At 37.6% G+C, this 23,408-nt stretch carries 22 protein-coding genes and 5 tRNA genes; 1 reads left to right on the top strand and 26 read right to left on the bottom strand.

From position 1 onward, the window contains the following. Nucleotides 1–49 precede the first annotated feature (49 nt). The 24 genes from QZ738_RS04070 to rpsU all read right to left on the bottom strand — a co-directional run bounded on the left by QZ738_RS04070 (nucleotide 50) and on the right by rpsU (nucleotide 20,683). On the bottom strand, nucleotides 50–361 hold the full coding sequence (locus QZ738_RS04070) for a DUF3467 domain-containing protein (RefSeq protein ID WP_029279713.1): 312 nt from the start codon (nucleotides 359–361) through the stop codon (nucleotides 50–52). A gap of 74 nt (nucleotides 362–435) precedes the next feature. Beyond that, complete coding sequence (locus QZ738_RS04065) at nucleotides 436–678, bottom strand: hypothetical protein (protein WP_293784882.1); 243 nt, start codon at nucleotides 676–678, stop codon at nucleotides 436–438. Nucleotides 679–769: 91 nt separating this feature from the next. Beyond that, complete coding sequence (gene rpoC / locus QZ738_RS04060) at nucleotides 770–5,056, bottom strand: DNA-directed RNA polymerase subunit beta' (protein WP_293784879.1); 4,287 nt, start codon at nucleotides 5,054–5,056, stop codon at nucleotides 770–772. An 88-nt stretch (nucleotides 5,057–5,144) separates the two neighbouring features. Further along, nucleotides 5,145–8,948, bottom strand: coding sequence for a DNA-directed RNA polymerase subunit beta (gene rpoB / locus QZ738_RS04055; RefSeq protein WP_293784876.1), 3,804 nt, complete (start codon nucleotides 8,946–8,948; stop codon nucleotides 5,145–5,147). Between the two features lie 157 nt (nucleotides 8,949–9,105). Then, the gene (rplL, locus tag QZ738_RS04050; RefSeq protein WP_010601097.1) at nucleotides 9,106–9,483 is read right to left on the bottom strand and encodes a 50S ribosomal protein L7/L12; all 378 of its coding nucleotides are present in this window, start codon (nucleotides 9,481–9,483) and stop codon (nucleotides 9,106–9,108) included. 65 nt (nucleotides 9,484–9,548) lie between these two features. Beyond that, entirely contained in the window at nucleotides 9,549–10,070 is a 522-nt protein-coding gene (gene rplJ, locus QZ738_RS04045) for a 50S ribosomal protein L10 (RefSeq protein WP_090502367.1), read from the bottom strand. Nucleotides 10,071–10,072: 2 nt separating this feature from the next. Then, entirely contained in the window at nucleotides 10,073–10,771 is a 699-nt protein-coding gene (gene rplA, locus QZ738_RS04040) for a 50S ribosomal protein L1 (protein WP_025143259.1), read from the bottom strand. A gap of 20 nt (nucleotides 10,772–10,791) precedes the next feature. Next, complete coding sequence (gene rplK, locus QZ738_RS04035; protein WP_010601094.1) at nucleotides 10,792–11,235, bottom strand: 50S ribosomal protein L11; 444 nt, start codon at nucleotides 11,233–11,235, stop codon at nucleotides 10,792–10,794. Nucleotides 11,236–11,468: 233 nt separating this feature from the next. Next, on the bottom strand, nucleotides 11,469–12,020 hold the full coding sequence (locus tag QZ738_RS04030; RefSeq protein ID WP_293784871.1) for a hypothetical protein: 552 nt from the start codon (nucleotides 12,018–12,020) through the stop codon (nucleotides 11,469–11,471). A gap of 183 nt (nucleotides 12,021–12,203) precedes the next feature. Further along, nucleotides 12,204–12,821, bottom strand: a complete 618-nt coding sequence (locus QZ738_RS04025; RefSeq protein ID WP_293784868.1) for a hypothetical protein — start codon at nucleotides 12,819–12,821, stop codon at nucleotides 12,204–12,206. 4 nt (nucleotides 12,822–12,825) lie between these two features. After that, nucleotides 12,826–13,302, bottom strand: a complete 477-nt coding sequence (locus QZ738_RS04020) for a SprT-like domain-containing protein (protein ID WP_293784865.1) — start codon at nucleotides 13,300–13,302, stop codon at nucleotides 12,826–12,828. Between the two features lie 201 nt (nucleotides 13,303–13,503). Continuing rightward, entirely contained in the window at nucleotides 13,504–13,980 is a 477-nt protein-coding gene (locus QZ738_RS04015; RefSeq protein ID WP_293784862.1) for a hypothetical protein, read from the bottom strand. Nucleotides 13,981–13,991: 11 nt separating this feature from the next. Continuing rightward, nucleotides 13,992–15,437 carry a hypothetical protein gene (locus QZ738_RS04010; protein WP_293784860.1) on the bottom strand — a complete coding sequence of 482 codons (1,446 nt, stop codon included), beginning with the start codon at nucleotides 15,435–15,437 and terminating at the stop codon, nucleotides 13,992–13,994. Nucleotides 15,438–15,616: 179 nt separating this feature from the next. Next, nucleotides 15,617–16,156, bottom strand: coding sequence for a transcription termination/antitermination protein NusG (gene nusG, locus QZ738_RS04005; RefSeq protein WP_025143263.1), 540 nt, complete (start codon nucleotides 16,154–16,156; stop codon nucleotides 15,617–15,619). A 9-nt stretch (nucleotides 16,157–16,165) separates the two neighbouring features. Further along, the gene (gene secE, locus QZ738_RS04000) at nucleotides 16,166–16,363 is read right to left on the bottom strand and encodes a preprotein translocase subunit SecE (RefSeq protein ID WP_025143264.1); all 198 of its coding nucleotides are present in this window, start codon (nucleotides 16,361–16,363) and stop codon (nucleotides 16,166–16,168) included. Nucleotides 16,364–16,469: 106 nt separating this feature from the next. Continuing rightward, nucleotides 16,470–16,540: transfer RNA gene (locus QZ738_RS03995), tRNA-Trp, on the bottom strand. Nucleotides 16,541–16,597: 57 nt separating this feature from the next. After that, nucleotides 16,598–17,785, bottom strand: coding sequence for an elongation factor Tu (gene tuf / locus QZ738_RS03990; protein WP_010601091.1), 1,188 nt, complete (start codon nucleotides 17,783–17,785; stop codon nucleotides 16,598–16,600). A gap of 126 nt (nucleotides 17,786–17,911) precedes the next feature. Then, a tRNA-Thr gene (locus tag QZ738_RS03985) sits at nucleotides 17,912–17,983 on the bottom strand. A 77-nt stretch (nucleotides 17,984–18,060) separates the two neighbouring features. Beyond that, nucleotides 18,061–18,136 (bottom strand) — tRNA-Gly (locus QZ738_RS03980). 80 nt (nucleotides 18,137–18,216) lie between these two features. Beyond that, nucleotides 18,217–18,299: transfer RNA gene (locus tag QZ738_RS03975), tRNA-Tyr, on the bottom strand. 39 nt (nucleotides 18,300–18,338) lie between these two features. After that, nucleotides 18,339–18,411: transfer RNA gene (locus QZ738_RS03970), tRNA-Thr, on the bottom strand. Nucleotides 18,412–19,083: 672 nt separating this feature from the next. Then, on the bottom strand, nucleotides 19,084–19,431 hold the full coding sequence (gene raiA, locus QZ738_RS03965; RefSeq protein WP_090982779.1) for a ribosome-associated translation inhibitor RaiA: 348 nt from the start codon (nucleotides 19,429–19,431) through the stop codon (nucleotides 19,084–19,086). Between the two features lie 14 nt (nucleotides 19,432–19,445). Next, the gene (locus QZ738_RS03960; protein ID WP_293784857.1) at nucleotides 19,446–20,327 is read right to left on the bottom strand and encodes a tyrosine-type recombinase/integrase; all 882 of its coding nucleotides are present in this window, start codon (nucleotides 20,325–20,327) and stop codon (nucleotides 19,446–19,448) included. A gap of 161 nt (nucleotides 20,328–20,488) precedes the next feature. Further along, entirely contained in the window at nucleotides 20,489–20,683 is a 195-nt protein-coding gene (gene rpsU / locus QZ738_RS03955; RefSeq protein ID WP_086549247.1) for a 30S ribosomal protein S21, read from the bottom strand. 166 nt (nucleotides 20,684–20,849) lie between these two features. Between rpsU and QZ738_RS03950 the strand changes: the two genes are divergently transcribed. Further along, nucleotides 20,850–21,236: a hypothetical protein gene (locus QZ738_RS03950; protein ID WP_293784855.1), complete on the top strand. Its 387-nt coding sequence runs from the start codon at nucleotides 20,850–20,852 to the stop codon at nucleotides 21,234–21,236. A gap of 125 nt (nucleotides 21,237–21,361) precedes the next feature. Here the strand turns inward: QZ738_RS03950 and QZ738_RS03945 are convergent, their stop codons facing one another. Further along, nucleotides 21,362–21,535, bottom strand: coding sequence for a DUF6496 domain-containing protein (locus tag QZ738_RS03945; protein WP_293784853.1), 174 nt, complete (start codon nucleotides 21,533–21,535; stop codon nucleotides 21,362–21,364). 273 nt (nucleotides 21,536–21,808) lie between these two features. Then, nucleotides 21,809–22,963 (bottom strand): acyl-CoA dehydrogenase family protein, encoded by a 1,155-nt coding sequence (locus tag QZ738_RS03940; protein ID WP_293784851.1) that lies wholly within the window; start codon nucleotides 22,961–22,963, stop codon nucleotides 21,809–21,811. Nucleotides 22,964–23,408: the final 445 nt, after the last annotated feature.

The raw sequence follows: 23,408 nt of genomic DNA, 5'->3' as shown, positions 1-23,408 counted from the left end.
TATGCTAACATAGTAAGCAAATATTTGCGTGCAAGAATTTTATATGTTTTTACGCCTGGGCAGTCGGTCCACCAAAACCCATAGGAAATGGCGGTTCTTCCTGGGTTTTGATACGCCCGTTTACAGCTTCGAATTTTTGTATATTATCTTCCAATGCTGATAGCAAGCGTTTTGCATGTTCCGGAGTCAGAATAATTCTCGACTTCACCTTTGCTTTAGGAATACCCGGCATTACGCGGATAAAATCCAATACAAATTCCGTATTGGAATGGGTGATAATTGCCAGGTTAGAAAAAATGCCTTCAGCAATTTCTTCTGATAACTCTATATTTAATTGATTCTCGTTTTGTTGTTCTTCCATAATGGCTCAAAAATAAAAAATTCCGCTGCTTAATGGCGGAATTTGGAATATAATATTAGAACTTATTTAAATCCCTATTTTATCATAAAATTTACAATTCCTATCACTGATCCAATAATAGCTAAAAATTGAATCAACCCTACTACATATATTGTTTTTTGCATATTGGCTATATCTTCCTTTGTAGCTAAGACCTCACGTTTATTATCAAATTCAGATTTAACCTCGGCTTTTACAAAAGAAACCAACTGCTCTGCTTCTTGTTCGCCTAGTTTAGCTTTTAAGATCTGAAAAAGTTGAATTTCTGTAACACTCATGCGCTTAATTTTTCATTAAAGTTACAAAATCTATTCCAAACAAAAAACTCCCTCGATATAGAGGGAGTTTTAAAACAAAATATCAAAACTATTAAGCTTCTACTTCTTCTTGTTTCGAAGCTAATAATTTGTCGTATTCTTCTTGAGAACCTACAATGATACGCTCGTAACCACGTACACCAGTACCTGAAGGGATTAAGTGACCTACGATCACGTTTTCTTTCAAGCCTAACATGTTATCGCGTTTACCTGCAATCGCTGCCTCATTTAGTACCTTTGTAGTTTCCTGGAACGAAGCCGCAGAAATGAACGATTTAGTACCTAATGATGCACGGGTAATACCTTGTAAGATAGAACTTGCTGTTGCTGGTCTTGCATCTCTAACCGTAATCTGTTTCAAATCTTTACGTTTTAATTGAGAGTTTTCGTCTCTTAATTTACGTAACGATACAATCTGACCTGGTTTGAATTCAGTTGAATCGCCTGCATCTTCAACAACTTTCTTGTCGTACATGGCATCGTTTTCTTCTGAGAAGTCCCAACGGTCTACTGCATTGTTTTCTAAGAAAATGGTATCTCCCGGATCTTCAATGTGAACTTTCTGCATCATCTGGTGAACAATCACCTCGAAATGTTTATCATTAATTTTCACACCTTGTAAACGGTACACCTCTTGGATACCATTCACTAAGTATTCCTGAACTGCAGCAGGTCCTTTAATGGCAAGAATATCAGCAGGAGAAATTGAACCATCAGATAATGGCATACCGGCTTTCACAAAGTCGTTATCCTGTACAAGGATGTGTTTCGACAATGGAACAAGGTATTTTTTAACTTCACCATCTTTAGATTCGATTGTAATCTCCCGGTTACCACGTTTAACGCCACCTAAAGTTACCACACCATCAATCTCAGTTACTACAGCTGGGTTAGATGGGTTACGGGCTTCAAATAATTCTGTTACACGAGGTAAACCACCCGTAATATCGCGGGTTTTACCAGTTGCACGTGGGATTTTAGCAATAATCTGACCGGTTTGGATCGCTTCACCTTCATCAACTGAAACGTGCGCACCTACCGGAATGTTATAACCTTTGATAAACTCACCTTTCTTATCAACAATCTGAATAGAAGGGTTTTTAGTTTTATCACGGGTATCGATAATCACTTTTTCGCGGTGACCGGTTTGCTCATCAGATTCTTCGCGGTAAGTTACACCATCAATGATGGCATCAAATTGTGCTTTACCCGCAAACTCTGATAGGATAACCGCGTTGTATGGATCCCATGAACAAATTTTATCGCCTTTGGTTACCTTATCACCTTCTTTAACAAATAAGAAAGCGCCGTAAGGAATGTTGTTGGTTACGATCACACGACCACTTCCTGGCTCAACAATTCTAAACTCGCCTGAACGGCCCAATACTACCTGTACGGTACCATCTTCTGTTTGTGTATCTACGGTACGGATGTTTTCGAATTCGATTACACCATCAAACTTAGCTACGATATTTGATTCTGCAGCAATGTTTGATGCAGTACCACCCACGTGGAAAGTACGAAGTGTTAACTGTGTACCCGGCTCACCGATTGATTGTGCTGCAATTACACCAACGGCCTCACCTCTTTGAACGCGTTTACCAGATGCTAAGTTACGTCCATAACATAATGCACAAACACCACGTTTAGATTCGCAGGTTAATACCGAACGGATCTCGATGCCTTCAAGCGGAGATTCTTCAATCGCTTTAGCTACATCTTCATCAATATCCTGACCGGCAGCTACCAACAATTCACCATTTAATGGGTTGTACACATCGTGTAATGATGTACGACCTAAAATACGCTCATATAATGGTTCAACAATATCTTCGTTATCTTTTAATGCCGTTGTGTACATACCTCTTAAAGTACCACAATCGTCATCGTTAACAATCATATCCTGTGCCACATCGTGTAAACGACGGGTTAAGTAACCCGCATCCGCCGTTTTTAACGCCGTATCCGCCAAACCTTTACGTGCACCGTGAGTAGAGATAAAGTACTCTAATACGGATAAACCTTCTTTAAAGTTTGATAAGATCGGGTTTTCGATGATATCGCCACCTGAACCTGATTTTTGAGGTTTCGCCATCAAACCACGCATTCCGCAAAGCTGACGAATCTGCTCTTTAGATCCACGTGCACCTGAATCAAGCATCATGTAAACCGAGTTAAAACCTTGGTTATCTGAAGATAACTGAGTCATAACGAAAGTGGTTAACCTGTTGTTGATACGGGTCCAGATATCGATAATCTGATTGTAACGCTCGTTGTTGGTAATGAAACCCATGTTATAGTTGTTTCTTACCTCTTCAACCTCAGCAGCAGCCTGTTCTAATAAAGTATGTTTTTCTACCGGAATGTTTACGTCCTGTAAATTGAACGATAAACCTCCCTGGAATGCCATTTTGAAACCTAATTCTTTGATATCATCCAGGAATTGAGAAGCACGGGCCATACCGGTCATTTTCACTACTTCACCAATAATATCTCTTAAAGATTTTTTGGTTAATAATTCATTGATGTAACCAACCTCTTCAGGAACCATTTGGTTGAACAATACCCTACCTACAGTAGTTTCCGTTAATTTATTAACGATAGAACCATCAGCTTGTTTAACATTTACCCTTACTTTGATAAACGCATGCAAGTCTAATTCTTTCTCGTTATAAGCAATAATAACTTCCTCTGGAGAATAGAAAGCAGAATCCTGACCTTTAACCACTCTGGTTTCATCTGTTCTACGGCCTTTAGTAATATAATAAAGACCCAAAACCATATCCTGTGAAGGTACTGTAATCGGCGTACCGTTTGCAGGGTTTAAGATGTTGTGAGCAGCCAACATTAATACCTGGGCTTCCAAAATCGCTGCGTTACCTAATGGTAAGTGCACAGCCATCTGGTCACCGTCAAAATCGGCGTTAAATGCGGTACAAACTAATGGGTGTAACTGGATCGCTTTTCCTTCAATTAATTTTGGCTGGAAAGCCTGAATACCTAGTCTGTGTAGCGTAGGTGCACGGTTTAATAATACCGGGTGACCTTTCAATACATTTTCTAAAATATCCCAAACTAACGGATCTTTTCTGTCAACGATTTTCTTAGCAGATTTAACCGTTTTTACCACACCACGCTCAATCATCTTACGAATAATGAATGGTTTGTAAAGCTCAGCAGCCATATCTTTAGGAATACCGCACTCGTGTAATTTAAGGCTAGGCCCTACAACAATTACCGAACGAGCTGAATAATCCACACGTTTACCTAATAAGTTCTGACGGAAACGACCTTGTTTACCTTTCAGGATATCTGAAAGCGATTTCAGGGCACGGTTACCTTCAGTTTTTACTGCGTTCACTTTACGTGAGTTATCGAACAACGAATCTACAGCTTCCTGCAACATACGTTTTTCGTTACGTAAAATTACCTCCGGTGCTTTAATCTCGATTAAACGTTTTAAACGGTTGTTACGGATAATCACACGACGGTATAAATCATTCAAATCTGAAGTAGCGAAACGACCTCCTTCTAAAGGAACCAACGGACGTAATTCTGGTGGAATAACCGGAACGATTTTAACAATCATCCACTCAGGGCGATTCTCAATACGTGTATTGGCACCACGGAAAGCTTCAACAACCTGAAGACGTTTTAAAGCCTCATTTTTACGTTGTTGAGAAGTTTCGTTAGCCGCCTGGTGACGTAAGTCGTAAGATAAAGTATCTAAATCAATACGTTTCAATAAATCTTCTAATGCTTCAGCACCCATTTTGGCGATGAATTTATTAGGATCTTTATCATCTAAATATTGGTTTTCTTTAGGTAATTTATCTAAGATATCTAAATATTCTTCTTCAGTTAAGAAATCCATGTAGTTGATACCTTCTTCAGCCATTAAGCCTGATTGGATCACTACGTAGCGTTCGTAATAGATAATTAAATCTAATTTTTTAGTAGGCAAACCTAATAAATAACCGATTTTGTTTGGTAAAGAACGGAAATACCAGATGTGCGCAACAGGAACCACCAAAGCGATGTGTCCCATACGCTCACGACGTACTTTCTTTTCAGTTACTTCCACACCACAACGGTCACAAACAATACCCTTGTAACGGATCCGTTTGTATTTACCGCAATGACATTCGTAATCTTTTACCGGACCAAAAATACGCTCACAGAACAAACCATCACGCTCAGGTTTGTAAGTACGGTAGTTAATGGTTTCTGGTTTCAACACCTCACCGCTTGAACGCTCCAAAATAATCTCCGGAGACGATAAGCTAATCGTGATGGATGTGAAATTGCTTTTTAATTTATTATCCTTTTTGTAAGACATACTTATGTAAGGTTAAAGGCGTAGGGTTTAAGGTTTAGGGCGTAGGGTTTAAAACCTTTCACCTTATACCTTAAACCTTCTACCTTAATTAATCTAATGTAATATCTAAACCTAAACCGCGTAACTCATGTACCAATACGTTGAACGATTCTGGTACACCTGGTGTTGGTAGGTTTTCACCTTTAACAATGGCTTCGTAAGTTTTGGCTCTTCCGATTACATCATCCGACTTAACGGTTAAGATCTCCTGAAGAATATTAGCTGCACCAAATGCCTCTAATGCCCAAACCTCCATCTCACCAAAACGCTGACCACCAAACTGGGCTTTACCACCCAATGGTTGTTGTGTAATTAATGAGTATGGTCCGATTGAACGGGCGTGCATCTTATCATCAACCATGTGACCTAATTTCAACATGTAAATAATACCTACAGTTGTGGTCTGATCGAAACGCTCACCTGTTAAACCATTGTATAAGTAGGTTTTTCCTGAAGCAGGAACACCCGCTTTAGCAATCCACTCCTCTACCTCATCATGCGTAGCACCATCAAAAATCGGAGTCGCAAATTTAACACCCAATTCTTTACCGGCCCATGCCAATACGGTTTCGTAAATCTGACCAAGGTTCATACGTGAAGGTACACCCAGCGGGTTTAACACGATATCAACCGGGCTACCATCAGCTAAGAAAGGCATATCTTCATCACGTACAATACGTGCAACAATACCTTTGTTACCATGGCGACCTGCCATTTTATCACCTACTTTTAATTTACGTTTTTTAGCCACATAAACTTTTGCCATCTGTACGATTCCTGAAGGAAGCTCATCACCTACACTGATCGCGAATTTATCGCGTTTGTAAGCACCTAACTCTTCGTTAACACGGATTCCGTAGTTGTGAAGCAACATTTTAATCAGCTCATTTTTATCATCATCAGTAGTCCATTTGTTAGGGCTGATGTGTTCGTAATTAAGCTCGGCTAAAATTTTCTGCGTAAACTTAGCACCTTTGGCAACTAACAATTCTTTATAAATGTTATATACACCCTGCGATGTTTTTCCATTTACGATAGTGAATAATTTGTCAACTAATTCTGCCTTTAATTTTTCAGTGATATTGTTATATCCTTTGTCTAATTTCTCAATTGCCGATTTTTCCTCAGCTTTTGTAGTTTTCTTAGCACGGCTGAATAATTTAGTATCAATTACCACACCCTGGATAGAAGGAGGAGTTTTTAAAGACGCATCTTTAACATCACCTGCTTTATCACCAAAAATGGCGCGTAGTAATTTCTCTTCCGGTGAAGGATCAGACTCTCCTTTTGGCGTAATTTTACCAATTAAGATATCACCTTCTTTTACATCAGCACCAATACGGATAATACCGTTTTCATCAAGGTCTTTAGTAGCCTCTTCAGAAACGTTCGGGATATCTGGTGTTAATTCCTCTTCTCCACGTTTAGTATCACGTACTTCCAATTCAAACTCTTCGATATGCAATGAAGTAAAGACGTCGTCACGAACAATACGCTCGTTGATTACAATCGCATCCTCAAAGTTGAAACCTTGCCATGGCATGAACGCCACTTTCAAGTTTCTTCCTAAGGCCAATTCACCATTTTCGGTTGCATAACCTTCGCAAAGTACTTGTCCTTTTGTTACTTTCTGACCTTTCTTAACGATCGGTTTCAAGTTAATACAAGTATTCTGGTTGGTTTTTTTGAACTTAATTAAACGGTAAGTTTTGCTATCACCTTCAAATGAAACTAAACGATCATCTTCGTTACGCTCATATTTAATGGTAATTTCGTTAGCATCAACATATTCAACAACACCATCACCTTCTGCATTGATCAGGGTTCTTGAGTCACGTGCCACGCGGCCTTCCAAACCTGTACCCACAATCGGTGCTTCAGGACGTAACAACGGTACGGCCTGACGTTGCATGTTCGATCCCATCAAAGCCCTGTTCGCATCATCATGTTCCAGGAACGGAATCAACGAAGCAGCAATTGAAGTAATCTGGTTAGGTGCAACGTCCATCAAGTCTAATTTCTCAGGCTCAATGATCGGGAAGTCACCCTCATAACGTGCCTTAACACGCGGCGTGGTAAAATTACCTTTATCGTCATACTCTGCATTGGCCTGAGCAATGGTTTTACCATCTTCATCTTCTGCAGATAAATAAATAACGTCAGAATCTACAACAACTTTACCATCTTCAACACGTTTGTATGGTGTTTCAATGAAACCTAAATTGTTGATTTTTGCATGTACACAAAGTGACGAAATCAAACCAATATTCGGTCCCTCTGGTGTTTCAATCGTACATAAACGGCCATAGTGAGTGTAGTGAACGTCACGTACCTCGAAGCCGGCACGCTCACGTGATAAACCACCCGGACCTAAAGCCGACAAACGGCGTTTATGCGTGATCTCTGCCAATGGATTGGTTTGATCCATGAACTGAGATAGCTGGTTGGTACCAAAGAAAGAGTTAATTACTGATGATAACGTACGGGCGTTAATCAAATCAGTTGGTGTAAACACTTCGTTATCGCGAATGTTCATACGCTCACGGATGGTTCTGGCCATACGGGCTAAACCAACACCAAATTGTGCGTACAACTGCTCACCTACGGTACGTACACGACGGTTAGATAAGTGATCGATATCATCCACCTCTTCTTTAGAGTTGATCAACTTGATCAGGTATTTCACAATAGCGATAATATCAGCTTTTGTTAATACTTTAACCTCGTCAGGGGTATTCATTTTCAATTTTCGGTTGATGCGGTAACGACCAACATCTCCTAAATCGTAACGTTTATCTGAAAAGAATAAACGATCAATGATACCGCGGGCTGTTTCCTCATCAGGTGGTTCTGCGTTACGCAAAGCACGATAGATGTTTTCAACAGCTTCTTTTTCTGAGTTTGAGGTATCCTTTTGTAAGGTATTATATATAATGGTATAATCAGCCTGACTTGCGCCATCTTCTTTTGATAAGATGATGCTTTTTACGCCAGCTTCAATAACCATATCAATGTGTTCGTCTTCTAAAACGGTTTCTCTTTCAAGAATCACTTCATTACGGTCGATAGAAACTACCTCACCAGTATCTTCATCAACAAAATCTTCTACCCATTTTTTCAATACCCTTGCCGCCAGTTTACGACCGATATATTTCTTTAAACCCGATTTACTAACTTTCACTTCGTCAGCAAGATCAAAAAGCTCTAAGATATCTTTATCAGAATCGTAACCGATAGCACGTAATAAAGTGGTAACCGGGAATTTTTTCTTACGATCGATATAAGCATACATCACGTTATTAACGTCTGTAGCAAACTCGATCCATGAACCTTTGAAAGGAATTACACGTGCAGAGTACAATTTGGTTCCGTTAGTGTGACGGCTCTGGCCGAAGAACACGCCTGGAGAACGGTGTAATTGCGAAACGATAACACGTTCTGCACCGTTGATTACAAATGTACCTTTTGGTGTCATATACGGGATTGTACCTAAATACACATCCTGGATAATGGTTTCAAAATCTTCATGTTCTACATCATTACAAGAAAGCTTCAGCTTTGCTTTTAATGGAACATTGTAGGTTAATCCACGCTCAATACACTCGTGTATATCATAACGTGGCGGATCAACAAAATAATCAAGAAACTCTAATACGAAGATATTTCTTGAATCTGTTATTGGAAAGTTTTCAGCAAACACTTTAAACAAACCTTCGCTAGAGCGATCGTCTGATGTGGTATCTATCTGGAAAAATTCTCTGAATGATTGCAATTGCACATCCAGAAAATCCGGATAGTCTATAATGTGCTTACTTGTTGCAAAATTTACTCTTTGTTCGACTGTCTTTGCCAATGGACTAAAAGATTTTAGTTTAAGAATAAACTATTTGTTTGGTTCGAATTTCAAACAGACTCATTAACCAAACAAAATGAGGTGTTTATAAACAGGTAAAGACACCGACATTTTCAGTCGGTGTCTAATACATTTTTAGCTTAGCTAAGTTAAGTGATTACTTAATCTCAACTACTGCTCCAGCTTCTTCTAATTGTTTTTTAAGAGCTTCTGCTTCGTCTTTAGCAACACCAGCTTTTAATTCTTTTGGTGCTCCGTCTACTAAGTCTTTAGCTTCTTTCAAACCTAAACCAGTTAAGTCTTTAACAAGTTTTACAACTGCTAATTTCTGACCACCAGCTTCTTTTAAGATTACATCAAAAGATGTTTTTTCTGCAGCAGCAGCAGGTGCATCACCACCAGCAGCAGGACCAGCAACTACAGCAGCAGCTGCAGGCTCAATACCATACTCATCTTTTAAGATTTGAGCTAATTCATTAACTTCTTTAACTGTTAAGTTTACCAATTGCTCAGCAAACGCTTTTAAATCTGCCATTTTATTAAGATTTTAAAAATTTACGTAAAAATAATTGTGTTTAATTTGCGAACTTAAGGTGTCCGTTAACCTTCTCTTTCCTGAAGAGTTTTAACAATTCCTGCAATTTTGCTACCGCCTGACTGAAGTGCAGATAGAACATTTTTAGCTGGTGATTGTAATAATCCAACGATATCTCCGATAAGCTCTTCTCTTGATTTCAAGCTTACCAAGTTATTCAATTGGTCATCGCCAACATATACTGATGAATCTATGAACGCTGCTTTAAGCACAGGTTTATCAGATGTTTTTCTCAAAGCTTTAATTAGCTTAGCCGGAGCATTAGCTGTTTTTGAGAATAATAATGATGATGAACCTTTAAGCGCTTCGTATATCTCAGAAGCATCGCCATCTAAACCTTCAATCGCTTTGCGGATTAAAGAGTTTTTAGCAACCTTCATTACGATATCGCCTTCAAAACATTTGCGACGGATGTTATTGATCTGCTCAACAGAAAGGCTGGAAGTATCAGCAATATAAAAATTGCCAAATTCCTGCATTTGTCCTTGTAGTTCTAAAACTACTTCGTTTTTTTCTTCTCTGTTCATGATTAGATCCCCGCTACTGATTTTGTTTCAATTGCAATTCCAGGACTCATTGTTGAAGACACGTGAATGCTCTTAAAATAAGTTCCTTTTGCAGCAGATGGTTTTAATTTAGAAATTACTTGAATAATCTCAAGTGCATTCTCATAAATTTTGTCTGCTGGGAATGATACTTTTCCTATCGAGGCGTGTATGATACCCGTTTTGTCTACTTTAAAATCAATTTTACCTGCTTTAACCTCTGTTACAGCTTTACCAACTTCGTTGGTTACTGTTCCAGATTTAGGGTTAGGCATTAAGTTCCTTGGTCCTAAAACACGTCCCAATTTACCTACCTTAGCCATACAAGCTGGTGTAGTGATAATAATGTCTACATCGGTCCAACCACCTTCAATTTTAGCTACATACTCGTCTAAACCTACGAAGTCTGCGCCAGCTGCTTTTGCTTCTTCTTCCTTATCAGGAGTTACCAAAGCTAAAACACGTACAGTTTTACCTGTTCCGTGTGGTAAAGTAGCAATACCACGTACCATTTGATTGGCTTTACGCGGATCTACACCTAAAGATACATCAATATCAACTGAAGCATCGAATTTAGTAGTAGTGATTTCTTTTACCAAAGCAGCAGCATCCTTCAAAGTATAAGCTTTACCAGCTTCTATTTTAGCATGTGCCTTTTTTTGATTTTTAGTTAATTTCGCCACTGTTGTAAACTGTTTTTTAATTAATTGTTCCAGGGTGCGTCACCAGAAACGGTGATTCCCATACTGCGTGCTGTTCCAGCAACCATACTCATTGCTGATTCGATTGTAAATGCATTTAAATCAGGCATTTTATCCTCAGCAATAACTTTAATCTGGTCCCAGGTCACCGACCCAACTTTCTTACGGTTAGGCTCAGCAGAACCACTCTGTAATTTAGTAGCATCTTTTAACTGGATAGCTACCGGAGGGGTTTTGATGATGAAATCGAATGACTTATCAGCATAAACAGTAATTACAACTGGCAATACTTTACCTGCTTTATCTTGGGTACGAGCGTTGTATTGTTTGCAAAACTCCATAATGTTCACCCCTTTAGCACCTAATGCAGGCCCTACTGGTGGCGATGGATTTGCCGCTCCGCCTTTGATCTGTAATTTGATCATTGCACTGACTTCTTTTGCCATTTTGTGTTTTTTGTTTATTTAAAACTCAATGTTAAATATTGGAAGCATGTAACATTTATTTTCCTTTATGTTCCTATAAAACCAAAAGGACTGCAAAGATATGGATAATCTTGCAGTCCTACAATAGTTTAAGCAAAATATATTTTGTTTATAAAAATCGATTTTTTATTGAATCAGCCTAAATTATTAAGCGCTACACTAAATAAAGCTTTCCATAGAATCTAAAGTAACAATTACTCATTCCCTAGTTTTAAAGGAGCGAGTATAACACACTCAAACGAATCAAGATATTTACTTTTAAACTTTAAAATATCGAGAACGGCGTAATTTGAACTACGCATTGTTTTATAAATTTTTCTCCAATCTTCAACCGGTACAGTTAATGAAAGTTCTCCGTCACCCCCTACACATCCTCTACCATAAAACAATACAATCGGCAGGATAAATGTGTTTTTCGAAAAATATTTCAAATCAGACTCACGAGTACTCCAATGACCATTAGAAGATTCTATAGCTTTTTCCAAACCTTTTTTAATCACTTCTGGAGTCTTTTCAGAGAGCGCCAGCTCAACTATTTTGCCATTCGCCGAAACTTTAAATTTCATAAATACTGTAGTGTACAAGCACAGGGTGTCAAGTGTCTTTTCCTTTAACTTATAATTTACAGAAATATAATTACTGATATCAGAAACATTTAAAGACGTTAATGTTGCTAAAGTACCTTGAGCTTTTGAGCTAAAAGTAAGTATACAAAATATACTGATGATAAATATTATTGTTTTCATAAAATTTTTGATCCAATTATTTTGACCACGATTGGGGAAACAATTTAAGCATTTCTGAATGCCGGTGTTCATGATATATAGTAGCTACTGCATGTTGCTCTGACCTAATCCCGGCTAAATCCGTATTGAAGGTAGTAGTTAAAGTCATTACACTCCTTACCCACGCTCAACATGAGAGATGTATTATTTCCCTTTAAAATATATAGTAAACAAATTACTCAATTCTAAAATAGCTTTCCTACCTTTTCGACCAGGACATTTTTCGTTATAGTAATCTGGTGCATAAAAGAATAATTCTTTGATTTTATCTTTGGTAATGAGATGAAGATAAATTTGACCTCCATCCGATATTGCAAATCCATTCTGTTTCACGTCACACCCTTCTCCATCAATTTTATCATCGTTAACATCCCACATTTTTAATTTTGAGGATTTTTCCCAAAATTGCTTCAAACTATCTAAGCTTAAATATGTCGGCTGAAAAAAAACATTAATATCAACGGGTATAAAATATATCAGGTTTCCGTTATTTTCTAAAAAAGCATCTCTAAATGCTTTTGGAATTTCTCTCAATTTAGGGCCAAGCGTTGTATTAGTTTTATAAATATATGTTGATATCGTATCGTTAACCTTACTTAAAATCTTGTATTCAATATAAAATTTATTTGCCGATGAAATAATATATGTGCTGTCAGCATGTTTTTGAAAAAATTTGTGCATGGGGGTAATACCGCTATTATTCTGGGATTTAACTGTTGAAGAAAAAAAACAAAAAGCAATTAAATAAATTATAACTCTCATATTATTACTTTTTAGGGCATGGTGGTGTACTATTATCAGCAATTCCATAGTAATGCGCATTATCTAGGCCTTTAATTGTAGAAAAATCCATTACTTCTGTTGTCCCTACGATTTTAAAGGAATTATTCTTATAACTTTCATTCCATAAAGAGGTGCCTTGAACTCCTCCCCAGGCTAGGGCAGTAGCATCTTTTAGATCCAGATCAGGGTATATTGACTTCATGATATTCACAAATGGAACAATATAGTCCTTGGAAATCTCTTCATGGTTCTGTCCATGCTGAAGTGTGTTTCCAGCTTTATATTGCAGGTATGCATGCAAGCTCTCATGAATTATGGTTGCAACGGTGTATTCTTGAATTGCATTACTTAAAGCACTTTCATTCAATATGATTGAACAAGTAAAAATACCTGCATTGTAATTATACCCTGTAGTTTTGCCATTAACCGGTTTCCCATTTTTATCGAATAGTTCTGGCACATTCCTAAAGCTAACTTTTAGTTGATTATCTTCTGATTATTTACCTTAATAAACTGACAAAAGAGCCACATAGCTTTCCCCCTGGCATAACTACTTTCGGCAGTTATATAACTGATGCATAAGCATATAAAGTCAACATCAGTATATTTTCAGGTAAATAATGGTTTTATCTTAAAATAAAATGTTTATATTCTTTCAAAGTTAATTGATATGCTTGATAAAGCCATGAACAATTGGTTGGTACAAAACTATGGGTTTAGATGAGTTTATTATTGGATATAGTTTTTCAAGTTGTTTGAGCAAGCCAGAACTGTAGTCCAACATTCCATCCTTGCTATTGTAGTGGTAAAAGGTTAAAACAACTATTTTATTTGCATATTCCTTAAAAGGGATGGTAATGGATTTGAACAACTTTACTTTTCGGCTATCTAACATAAAAATGTCACGAACTTCAGGATCTATTCTATCAGAAAAGTAAAGCGTGTCTATTAAGCCATTAGTATTAAACGAAATACCCATGCTGTAGATATACGCATGATTTTCTTTAGTATCAAAAAGCCTGTCGGATGTGCTTTTAAACAAATAATATTCTATTACCTTCTCAAAGGATGGCTTTTTCTCTTGAGCTTGGCAAATGAAAACACCAAGACTTAAAAATATGAGTATATTTGTTCGCATGTTGATTTTGATTAAGGTGTGCAATATGTTCCTAATTTATTTACTGCAGTTTTAGATTTGTGACGATTGTTAATATCTACAATTTGAGTACGCTGATTGGCAGTTAAGTTAGATGTATAAAGCGTCGTTTTTTGTAATCCTCCCCAGCTTAATGCCCAAGCTTCTTCTGTACTGAGACTGGGGAATGCAACCCTCAGTGCACCCGTCATTAAAAACACGTATTTATTCGCCATTTCTTCGTGATGATCTGGTATTATATATGTTTCGTTACCATCCTTATTAAAATGGCCTTCCAGATAAGCATGTAAAATTTCATGGTACACGGTAGCCAACGTATATTCCTGAGAACTATTAGGCAGCGTATTTTTGTTTAATTCAATAGTAAACTCTGTTGAAGTGGTAGATCCCCTTTTTTGCTGACCATCCACATCAGCTGGCAATGTTGTGACATCTATGAAAGATATATTCAAACTCTCATATTGTATAGTCCCCCCAAACGTCTCATTTAACATATTTTTAATACTTGTATTTGCGCTTAAAGCTTTTGCAAGCTGAGCTTTGATACATGCATTTTTAACACTATCTATAATATCTCTTTTACATTCGGTTAAACCAGTATTCCCGCCAATACAACCGCAGTTAGGATCTATAAAAGCACTACCATTGATATCCCAGTTACAGTCAATATAATAGGTTGGATATTCACCGGGATCTACCTGCTCTTCATCTATCGGGTGATAGCCTCCCCCGCCATCACTTCCGGTACCTGATCCACCCTCACCAAAACAATATGTTTCAGCGCCAAAAAATCTGGGAGACATGTATCCATCCACACCTACCGAACCCCAGTGTTCTATGGTTATACAATAATCTGAACGCTTATAACTTTCATAATTATAGGTAACTGCCTGTTTTAAATAAACAGAGGTATATTCTAATGAATCATTGAAAGCAAAAGCCCTGTTAAATTTTCCGCTCCAATCTTCAACAACCGCAACTCCCTTAAATGATTTTGCACCGGGCTTTTCTATATCAGTAGGTAAGAGCGTTATCCATTCTACATGCATTTTTTGCTTTTTATCTTGATATAGCATTAGATAACTGGTTTTGTTTAAATAGCTTTTATAACTACCGTTGGTAGGTTTCGTCAAGATATTGCCTGCAAATTGAATAGGTACAATAACTGCATCACCTAAAGATATTTTTTTAATAACAGCTTTTTCCCAAACCGGTCTTTTGATTAAACTGTGTCTAAAATTAGGATCATCTGGAATAAGGAGACTTTTACTCAAAATTTCTTCCTCAAAATAACTTTTGGCTTCAGCAATAATTTCTTTTGAGTTTCGATTTATTGATGAACCTCTATCCTTTCTACAAGAATAGATAATAATGGTTGTAGTGAACAACAACGTTAAAGCCAGTAGGTAAGACTTGAACAAGAGGTAATTTTTACTCATTTTGTTAATTTAGATGTTAATAAGACTAATCATTATTTGAGAGATGAGATTAAACGAATATAGCAATAAATTTTATACTGCAAATTAACTGTACGTTTGGGGATACGAAAACAAAATCTATATAACGCAAAAAAGCTTTCCCTTTTGAGGAAAGCTTTTCTTAATATCTCAATAATTTTTTATTCTTTTTCTACCTGCATGTAGTTAAGTTCCAGTGGCGTTTTACGACCAAAGATTTTAACCATTACTTTCAGTTTTTTCTTCTCTTCGTTTACCTCTTCGATAATACCTGAAAAACCATTGAAAGGTCCGTCCATTACCTTGATACCTTCGCCCACGTAGTAAGGAACATTCATCGTTTCTCCTTGCTCGCTCATCTCATCAACCACACCTAAAATACGGTTCACTTCTGCCTGGCGCATTGGGATTGGGTTACCAGCTTTATCGCCTAAGAAACCGATTACACTGTTTATGCCTTTAATGATATGCTCTAATTCTCCATCTAATGTAGCTTCGATTAAAACATAACCCGGATAAAAGTTACGTTCTTTGGCAATTTTTTTACCATCTTTCATTTGGTAATATTTTTCCATTGGTATTAAAACCTGTGGAACCAAATGAGAGAAACCTAAACGGCTGATCTCAGCATCAATGTACTGTTTTACTTTCTTTTCCTTACCGCTAACCGCCCTTACAACGTACCACTTTAGATCGCTCATTAGTAAATATTAATTAGAAAGTGATTTATAAAAAGTATCTAACACAAATGTAGATCCTTTATCCATTGCAAAAATAACCAATGCAATAATTAAAGAAGCTACCAATACCAAGATTGCAGAACTTTGCAGTTCGCCCCAGGTAGGCCATGTAACCTTATTGGTCATCTCATCGTACGATTCTTTTATAAACTCAACTACTTTAGCCATATCAAATTATTGAATGAATGAATGAGTAAATGAGTGGATGATATTACCTGAAAACCCAGTTTCAAATTCAATCATTCACTCATTCTGGTACTCAATCAATATTAAGCACGGGAACAAGGATTCGAACCCTGATCAAAGGTTTTGGAGACCTCTATTCTACCGTTGAACTATTCCCGTGTATTTAAAAAAGAGCTAGCCTGAACCAGCTCTTTTTGTATTGTTATAGCTTAAAAATTAAGCTAAGATTTCAGTTACCTGACCAGCACCTACTGTTCTACCACCTTCACGGATAGCGAAACGTAGACCTTTCTCCATTGCAATCGCGTTAATTAATTTAACAGTGATTGTAACGTTATCACCTGGCATAACCATTTCTGTTCCTTCAGCTAGTGAGATCTCACCAGTTACGTCTGTGGTACGGAAATAGAATTGAGGACGATATTTGTTGAAGAATGGAGTGTGACGACCACCTTCAGCTTTTGATAATACATAGATCTCAGCTTTGAAATCAGTGTGAGGAGTTACTGAACCTGGTTTACAGATTACCATACCACGACGGATATCAGTTTTCTCAATACCACGTAACAATAAACCTACGTTATCACCAGCTTCACCGTAGTCTAAGATTTTACGGAACATTTCCACACCAGTTACGGTAGATTTTAAGTTCTCAGCACCCATACCTAAGATCTCAACCGGATCTCCAGAGTTGATTACACCACGCTCAATACGACCAGTAGCAACAGTACCACGACCAGTAATTGAGAATACGTCTTCAACAGGCATTAAGAAAGGAAGATCAGTTAAACGTGGAGGAATTGGAATGTAGCTATCTACAGCATCCATTAATTCCATGATTTTACCAACCCACTTAGCATCTCCGTTTAATCCACCAAGTGCAGAACCTTGGATTACAGGAATATCATCACCTGGGAATTCGTAGAATGATAATAATTCACGAACTTCCATTTCTACTAGTTCTAATAATTCTGGATCATCAACCATATCCACTTTATTCATGAATACAACCAATGAAGGTACACCAACCTGACGAGCCAATAGGATGTGCTCACGAGTTTGTGGCATTGGACCATCAGTAGCAGCAACAACGATAATTGCACCGTCCATCTGAGCAGCACCAGTAACCATGTTTTTCACGTAATCCGCGTGACCTGGACAGTCAACGTGTGCATAGTGACGGTTAGCTGTTGAATACTCAACGTGAGCTGTATTGATTGTAATACCTCTTTCTTTTTCCTCTGGAGCAGAGTCAATTGAATCGAATGAACGTGCCTCAGTTAAACCAGCATCAGCTAAAACTTTTGTAATAGCCGCTGTTAAAGTTGTTTTACCGTGATCCACGTGACCGATTGTACCGATGTTTAAGTGCGGTTTACTGCGGTCAAATTTTTCTTTTGCCATTTTATTTATAACTAATTAGTAGGTTAACTTTTTATTATTTTTTATTAATTGTTTTGATGCAATGCAACACAAAAAACCTTGTCTACCCTGCATATTAACAGATTTAACAAAGCTTTATTATTCCTGAGCCAAAGATGGGACTTGAACCCACGACCTCTTCCTTACCAAGGAAGTGCTCTACCGCTGAGCTACTTCGGCTTTTTAGTTTCCAGTTTCAGCATTCAGTTTCAGCAAAAAACACTAAACTGACAACCGTTAACTGCTCACTTTATTTTTGGAGCGGAAGACGAGGTTCGAACTCGCGACCTATAGCTTGGAAGGCTATCGCTCTACCAACTGAGCTACTTCCGCTTTTAAAACTAGTGATTGATTGAATGAAAGAATGAGAGATTTATTCTGCCATTAAAACATTTGGTCATTCATTTAAAGTGTGGGGAGAGAAGGATTCGAACCTTCGAAGTCTTACGACAACAGAGTTACAGTCTGTCCCATTTGGCCGCTCTGGTATCTCCCCGTTTTTTACTTTAAAATGCTAACACTTTAACATAAAAAGAGCCTCCTATCGGAATCGAACCAATGACCTACTGATTACAAGTCAGTTGCTCTACCAGCTGAGCTAAGGAGGCTTTAAATTTTCTGCAATGATACGAAAAATCTTCATTTTTCATACTATTAACGTGTTTTTTTAAAACTTTTATCTTTTCACAGAACTATCCTTTTCTTCCTGGCCTAACACCGTTTCCGAAAGGGAATGCAAATATACACACTTATATTTCACTTCAAAATAATTTTGAAAAAAAATAATGAAGTTATTTAGATCAAAGCCTACCATACACCTCAAGGAGCTTCATAATCAATCTCTTAAAATCGAATATTTTTTTCTTTTATTTTGCAGCCACTTTTCTTCTAAATGGGATTAAGATCTATAATCCCAATCATTAACAGAAAATAAAAAATAGATTAACTTCATTAAAAGCTAAATTTCATTTGCCAAGGACGATTTTTTCATGGAGAATTGCATAGAAAATTAAAATTGGTTTATAGAAACTGTACCGAATAGCTTCCGATTTCGTTTAATTATCATTACCCTAAACTGATCGCTATCCACCTGAATTCGATTAATAAAGCTTTAATTTGGGTTATTAGGCACATTGCATGAATGGTCGTCAACCTGAACTTCCGCCCGGTCAGTCGGACGGGTGTTTCAGGGTCTTGATAGCAAGGAGGTTTAACATAAAAAAAGAGCGGTGCATTAAACTGCGCCACTCTTTTACATTTTTTATAATGAAATGATTTTACTAATAATCAGTCGCTTCAATCTCACTTAAAATTGCTTTGTGCTCACTTAATTTTGCACGTGTTTTATCTTTATGTTTAGTAATCTGCTTTCTTAACGACTCGATGGCCAGATCGGTGGCTTCTTCAAATGATTTACATTGTTCCTTCGCGAAGAGGGTACCTCCGGGTACAATGAGTTTGATCTCACTGATCTTATTCGCCTCGTCCTCTACGTTCTCTAACTTTAAATACACTTCTCCGCTAATGATCTGGTCAAAAAACTGATCAAGCTTATTGGCTTTTTTCTGTATAAAATCTAACAACTTACTATCTGCATTGAAGTGGATTGATTGAACTCCGATTTTCATTTTTCCTCCTTTTTTTATGCCTTTGGATGGGCTTGTTTATAAATTGTTTTTAATCTTTCGATCGAATTGTGGGTGTAAACCTGGGTAGCCGCTAAACTGGCATGCCCCAGAAGTTCTTTAATCGCATTTAGATCTGCACCTGCATTTAACAGGCTGGTGGCATAGCTATGCCGCAACACATGGGGGCTTTTCTTTTCATTGGTTGATACATGGTTTAGGTATAAGGTAACAATACGGTATATTAATTTAGGATAGGCCGCTGCACCTGTATTGGTAACGATTAATATTAGCAAATTGTTATCAAAGTTTTGCAACTTTTTTAGTTCGATGTAAGTATTTAGCTGATTGATAAGCTGTTTATTTATCGGCACAATCCGCTCTTTGTTTCTCTTACCCAATACCTTTATCGTTCCTGAATAAAGATCGATATCGGTATCTTTCAACTGCAATAGTTCAGTTAAACGCATACCCGTTCCAAAAAGCAGTTCAATCACCAGATGGTCGCGAACAGAAGGGAAACTTTCATCGAAGTAATGTTGAGAATCCAGTAAATGATCCATTTTCTGTGCATCCACAAAAACAGGAAGCCTTTTGGGTATTTTTGGCGCCTTAATTAAAACTGCAGGATTTTGATCAATCTCTCCAGACCTGTGTAAAAACTTGTAAAAGCTGCGTAAAGCAGAGATTTTTCTGTTAATGGTATTTTCTGATTGCCCCTCTTCCATCAGTTCAACCAGATAATCGCGAAGCTGTTGATGTTTAACTTCGGTAATATCCATCCCTGATGCCTGGATAAATAGTTCAAACTGATCTAAATCCTTTTGGTAAGCGGTAATGGTATGCTGGGAATAGCGCTTCTCGTGAGTTAAATAGGTAATAAAACTTTTTTGCAACATTCAATAAGGTTTTATGGGGCATTGACATGAAGTTACAAATAGTTTTGATATAAAGAAATCACTAACGAATTGTTTATTGTAAGTTTTTGATTTTCCATTAAAACAAAAAATCCTCCTGATTTAACATCAGAAGGACTTTAACGTATTTATATCTTAAACAACTATGCAGTTGTATCTTGATTCATATTCTGAATGTAAACAGCATGTTTAATTTCAGTACGGCGGGCAACGGATTTTTTCTCATATGCCTGGCGACTACGTAGTTCTCTCAATACACCAGTTTTTTCAAACTTTTTCTTGAAACGTTTAAGGGCTTTATCTAATGATTCGCCGTCTTTAATGTTGATAATGATCATAACGCTGAAATACCTCCTCTCGTGGTTTTTAATTCTCCGTGTTATCGGGGCTGCAAATGTAAGCAAAATATTGAAAACGAGAAAGATTTTATAAAAAGAAATATTATTTCAATCATTGATTAAACTAAACTGTTGTTTAACTACATTTATATAAACATTATACTTTATGACAAGAGGTAAAAAGTTAGGCTCTATTATCGCCGTTATTGTAGTCGTTATACTCATAGCAGTGTGCTACTATCGGTATTTCTTTGTTTTTGGAGAAGGCGTGAAAGCAGGCGAGTTAAATTATGTAGTGAAGAAAGGCTATTTGATTAAAACGTATGAAGGCAAATTAATCCAAAGTGGCATAAAATCGCGACAGGCGGGAACCCTTCAGAACAACGAATTTGAATTTTCTATCGCCAATAAGGAAATCGCAGAGAAAATGATGGCCAATAGCGGCAAGTTTTATGAGTTACATTACAAAGAATATAAACATACTTTGCCATGGCGCGGGTTTAGCGTTTATGTGGTAGATAGCATCTTAACCTCTAAAGATTTACCTGAATAGGTTTAGGATTTAGGGTTTAGGGTTTAGGGTTTAGGGTTTAGGGTTTAGGGTTTAGGGTTTAGGGTTTAGGGTAAATTGTTATTTTGAGGTTTAGTTTTAACCTAACACCATAAACCTTCCACCTCCTAACCTTTTTTAGGCACCTTTGCTCCTGCTTTTCTGGCTTCCGATAACCCGATAGCAATCGCCTGCTTTTTGGAAGTCACTTTTTTACCTGATCCGCTCTTAAGCTTACCTTCTTTCATTTCGCGCATGGTTTCTTCTACTTTCTCACCAGCTTTTTCTGAATATTTTGCCATTTTATCGTTTATTAGTTCAGTTGTCATTTGTTCATTGCTAACTGCCAATCGCCAACTGAAAACTGTTAATGTCTTTAATCTTTAGTCTTTAATAAAAACATTACATCCAGACGGGAGGTTTTAAAATTTTCAGCAAAAAAAATCCGGAGGTGGTTAAGCGCTCCGGATTACTCATAATATATTTGGTTTTTAATAAGGTTTAAGACTTAAGGTATATGGTTTAGGGTATGGGCTTTAGTTATTGCCATTAGCCTTACCTATACCTTTTACCCTCTATCTCGATAATACTTCACGGGCAATCACAATCTTTTGTATTTCTGAGGTGCCCTCTCCTATGGTACATAATTTACTATCACGATAAAATTTCTCTACCGGAAAATCTTTAGTATAACCATAGCCACCAAATATCTGAACGGCATCTGTGGCTACCTTGACCGAAACCTCCGAAGCAAAGTATTTTGCCATAGCTGATTCCTTCGTCATAGGTAGATGCCTGTTCTTTAAATCAGCGGCCTGGCGGATCAATAGCTCCGCAGCTTCAATTTCTATGACCATATCCGCAAGTTTGAAACTAATGGCCTGGAAGCTGGATATCGGCTGCCCAAATTGTTGCCGCTGTTTCGAATAGGCTGCCGCAGCATCAAAAGCACCTTTTGCTATGCCTAAGGCTAATGCAGCAATAGAAATCCTTCCGCCGTCCAAAACCTTCATAGCCTGTTTAAAACCTTCGCCAACATTACCCAGCAGATTGGCTTTGGGTACACGGCAATTATCAAAAATCATTTCTGTAGTTTCTGATGCCCTCATGCCGAGTTTATTTTCTTTTTTCCCGGCAGTAAAACCCGGTGTACCACGTTCTACTACAATGGCTGAGATCCCTTTCGAACTTCCCTGCTCGCCTGTCCTAACCATCACCACCGCAATATCACCACTTTTGCCATGAGTAATCCAGTTTTTTGCACCATTTATAATGTAATCGTCGCCATCTTCAACAGCAGTAGTCATCATTCTTAAGGCATCAGAGCCGGTATTAGACTCGGTTAATCCCCAGGCACCAATCCATTCGGCCGTGGCCAGTTTAGGCAGCCATTTTTGTTTCTGTTCTTCGTTGGCAAATGCCAGAATGTGGCCGGTACATAAAGAGTTATGCGCGGCCAATGACAGGCCGATCGAACCACAAACCCGCGCCACTTCCACTATCACATCCACATATTCCTGATACCCTAAACCTGAACCACCATATTCTTCAGGAACCAAAACGCCCATCAACCCTAATTCTCCGAGCTGCTTAAACAATTCTATAGGAAAATGCTGTGCTTCATCCCACTCCATTATATGTGGACGGATGTTTTTCTCTGCAAAATCGCGGACCATAGCCTTTATGCTTTGCTGAGTTTCTGTTTCTGAAAAATTGAAGCTTACGCTCATTAAATATATGTTTTTATAGTTAGTTGAGGCAATTATAAACAATTATTTGATAGTTAGTTACCATTAAATATTTGCGCCATTATAGAATGAAATGGTATTCGGTTCAATAAGTTTATCGGTTAATTTTAAACCTTGAAAATTAAGAAAGAAAATTTTTTCTACTTTTTTGCAACGATGACTGAATATTTCGAAAAATAGGTTTCAATTGAATAAGGATAAAATATTAACGGTCTTAAATCTTTAAATACGGGTTTTGCTTTCCAAATGAAAAATATATTTTCATTTTCAGGAAAGCAGGTCCGGAAGCGTTTAGGCTGCTTCAGTCCCGCTTTCGCTTATAGTCCTCGCTGCGCTGTGGGCTATTCCGCTTAATCGGGTTTAGGTGGCCCGGCCGGTAAGGAGATTGGGGGTTGCAAAGCGCAAAATTTACTATGCCTTTAAAATT

It is taken from the genome of uncultured Pedobacter sp. (genome assembly GCF_913776295.1).
Taxonomy (GTDB): domain Bacteria; phylum Bacteroidota; class Bacteroidia; order Sphingobacteriales; family Sphingobacteriaceae; genus Pedobacter.
The sequence above is the reverse complement of the archived record's forward strand: the minus strand, read 5'-3'. Positions and strand labels throughout refer to the sequence as shown.